2 protein-coding genes and 1 pseudogene are annotated in these 2,961 nt (G+C 69.6%); 1 reads left to right on the forward strand and 2 read right to left on the reverse strand.

Going from position 1 to position 2,961, the window contains the following annotated elements; translation table 11 throughout:
• Positions 1–38 precede the first annotated feature (38 nt).
• Positions 39–989, reverse strand: coding sequence for a LysR family transcriptional regulator (locus JGS39_RS38475; RefSeq protein ID WP_219574417.1), 951 nt, complete (start codon positions 987–989; stop codon positions 39–41).
• Positions 990–1,124: 135 nt separating this feature from the next.
• Between JGS39_RS38475 and JGS39_RS38480 the strand changes: the two genes are divergently transcribed.
• Positions 1,125–2,375 (forward strand): MFS transporter, encoded by a 1,251-nt coding sequence (locus JGS39_RS38480; RefSeq protein ID WP_219574418.1) that lies wholly within the window; start codon positions 1,125–1,127, stop codon positions 2,373–2,375.
• A 72-nt stretch (positions 2,376–2,447) separates the two neighbouring features.
• On the opposite strand, the pseudogene JGS39_RS38485 reads toward JGS39_RS38480, so the two are convergent.
• Positions 2,448–2,961, reverse strand: a pseudogene (locus tag JGS39_RS38485) (DUF58 domain-containing protein); the annotation flags it as partial.

Here is a 2,961-nt window from a genome sequence, read left to right on the forward strand (position 1 = left end):
ACGGGGCTTTTCTGCGTTCCCGGCCAGGAACGATCGCATCAGGTCCGCCGCACATCGGAGTCCTTGACCCAGGCAGGCTTCCAAGTCTCGCCGTCGGCCTGGTGAGGCCGTGTGGAGCCGAGATAGTCGCGGAGAGCGATGAGGGCGGGGTGTGGGTTGTCGCGACGCCAGATCAGCGAGTGCGGGTAGACAGGAGTGGGGTCGGTCACCGGGATGCGCCGCAGTCCATGGCCGGCGGGCCAGATGAGGCGGGTGTGCTCGCCCATGAAGGTGGCCAGGGCCGGGGTGTCGGCGATGGTGTCCAGAAGGGCATCGGAGCCGAAGTTGGGGCCGGTTGCCTCGATGGTGAGGCCGAATTCGGCGACGAGATCGTCGTAGTAGGCGCCCCACTCGGTACCGGGGACGATGCCTGGCATCCAGATCCGGTGCCCGGCGAGCTGCGCGAGGGTCACGGACCTGGCGCCCGCCAGCGCGTGGGCAGGCCCCGTGAGGAGTTGCAACGGCTCATCGAGCACTCGGGCGGATTCGATGTCCTCGGGAAGTGGCCGGCCGGGCGCCGCGACGGCGCGGAATGACGCATCGATCGCACCGGACCCGATAGCGGCGACGGCCGTCTCGATCTCGAACAGCATCAACACGTCGAGTTCGATCTCGGGATGCGCGCGGTGGAATCCGCGCATCAGGCCCGCCTGTGCGCCGCGCGACGCGATCACGTCGACACGCAGCGGGCGACGGCCGGCGTGCACGGATGCGACCGCGCGCTCTGCGACCCGCAACAGCTCACGTGCGTGAGGCAGGAGTGCCTGTCCGTCGATGGTGAGCTCGGCGCCGCGTGGCGTGCGGGTGAACAGCCGCACACCGAGGTTCTTCTCCAGCACGGAGATACGTCTGGAGACGGCCTGCTGGGTGATCGAGAGCTCGGCGGCTGCTTCCTGGAACTGGCCCGTGTCAGCGACGGCAGCGAAGGTGCGTACGGCTTCGAGATCCATGGAGAACCACGGTAATTCACAACGGATCGTTGTGTAGCGGCGCCAAGTTGGTTGTTTGACCTGCTGCTGTCCTGCTCGATTAGCTGTTCCTGGTCAATGTCTGTTTGTTGGGTAAGACATCAAGGGCGGCTGAGCATGGTGGGCAGGAGACCGTTGGGCCGACAGTTCGGGTGGCTGTGGGCGGCGTATGCCGTCAGCGGGTTCGGCACGCGGCTGGCGTTCGACGCGTTCGCTCTGATCGCGATCCTTGCACTCCACGCAGGGCCGACCGAGGTATCCGTACTGGCCGCGACAGGGCTTGCTGTGGGAGCCGCCGTGGCCGTGCCGCTGGGGCCGTGGCTGGAGTTTCGCCGTAAGCGGCCGGTGATGGTCGCGATGGACCTGACCCGGTTCGTAGCGCTGATGAGCGTACCCGCCGCGTATGCGCTCGGTCTGCTCGGCTTCGCGCAGCTTCTGCTTGTCTCCGTCGTCGTCGGCGCGGCCGACATCGCCTTCACCGCGGCCGGCGGCGCGTACCTGAAGACGCTCGTACGGCCTGAGGACCTGCTCGTCGCGAACGGACGGTTCGAGTCCACGGCCTGGACCGTCACCGTGCTCGGACCGCCGGCCGGCACGGCGGCGATCGGATTCTTCGGACCGGTGACGACGGTGGTGGCCGACGCGGTCAGTTATCTGCTCTCAGCCGCGGGGATCCGTGCCATCGGTGGCAGTGAGCCGCCCCCTGCGCGGACGGGTACGCCCAGGTCGCGGCTCCGGCCCCGCGACCTGCTCGAAGGGTGGCGGCACATCCTGGGCCACCCGGCCCTGCGTCCTCTGTTCTTCAACACGGTCCTGGTCAGCGGTCTGATCATGGCAACCTCGCCGCTGCTGGCCGTCCTCATGCTCGGGGACCTGGGGTTCGCCCCCTGGCAGTACGGCCTCGCCTTCGGCCTGCCCTGTGTCGGCGGGATCATCGGCTCACGGCTGGCACGCAGGCTTGTCGCACGCGCCGGACGGCAGAGGGTCCTGCTCGCCGCCGGGGCGCTGCGGGCGTGCTGGTCGCTCGGGCTGGCCTTCATCCGGCCCGGTGCAGGCGGACTCGTGCTCGTCATCGTGGTCGAGTTCGGGCTGATCACCTGCATGGGTGTGTTCAACCCGGTGTTCGCCACCTACCGGCTGGAGCAGACGGCGACGGACCGGATCGTCCGCACCCTGTCGGCGTGGTCGGTCACCAGCAAGCTGACCGTCGCCGCCATGACCGGGCTATGGGGGTTGCTGGCCGCCGTCACCGGTCCTCGCGCCGCGATCGCCGTCGCGGGTCTTCTCATGCTGTTCACCCCGTTCCTGCTTCCCTGGTCCGCACGCGAGCCCCAGCCTGAGCCGGATGCGGCAGGGATCCGAGCCTGACTCTCGTATCGCGATTCGGCGCTGCCCTCGCCCCTGCTCGGGCGGTCGGCTCGGTGCCACGGGCGGGGGACGTTACAGCCGGCCGGCGGCCTTGAGGGCCAGGTAGGCGTCTGCGAGGGACGGCGCGAGGCTGTCCGGGGTGGCGTCCACGACGACCACGCCGTGACGCTGGAGCTGGTCCGCCGTCCGACGCCTTTCTGCCTGGGCCTCGGCTCCCGCGGCTGCGTCGTAGATCGCGTCCACTGTCCCCCTCGCTGCCGCCATCTCCTCGATGTGAGGGTCCCGCACGGCTGCCAGCAGCACGGTATGGCGCTGAGTAAGACGTGGCAGCACGGGCAGCAGTCCTTCCGCGACGGGGGCTGCGTCGAGGCTGGTCAGCAGCACGATGAGGGAGCGCCGAGGTGCGTGCGTCAGCGCGGCGGCGCTCAGACCCCGGGCGTCGGTTTCCACGAGTTCCGGCTCCAGTGGGGCCAGGGCGTCGACCATGGCCGGCAGGACGTCGCCGGCGCCACGGCCCCGGACCTGGGCGCGTACCCGGCGGTCGTGGGCGAGAAGGTCCACGCGATCGCCGGCGCGGGTCGCGAGG

The sequence above is a fragment of the Streptomyces poriferorum genome (genome assembly GCF_019399235.1).
GTDB classification, from domain to species: domain Bacteria; phylum Actinomycetota; class Actinomycetes; order Streptomycetales; family Streptomycetaceae; genus Streptomyces; species Streptomyces poriferorum.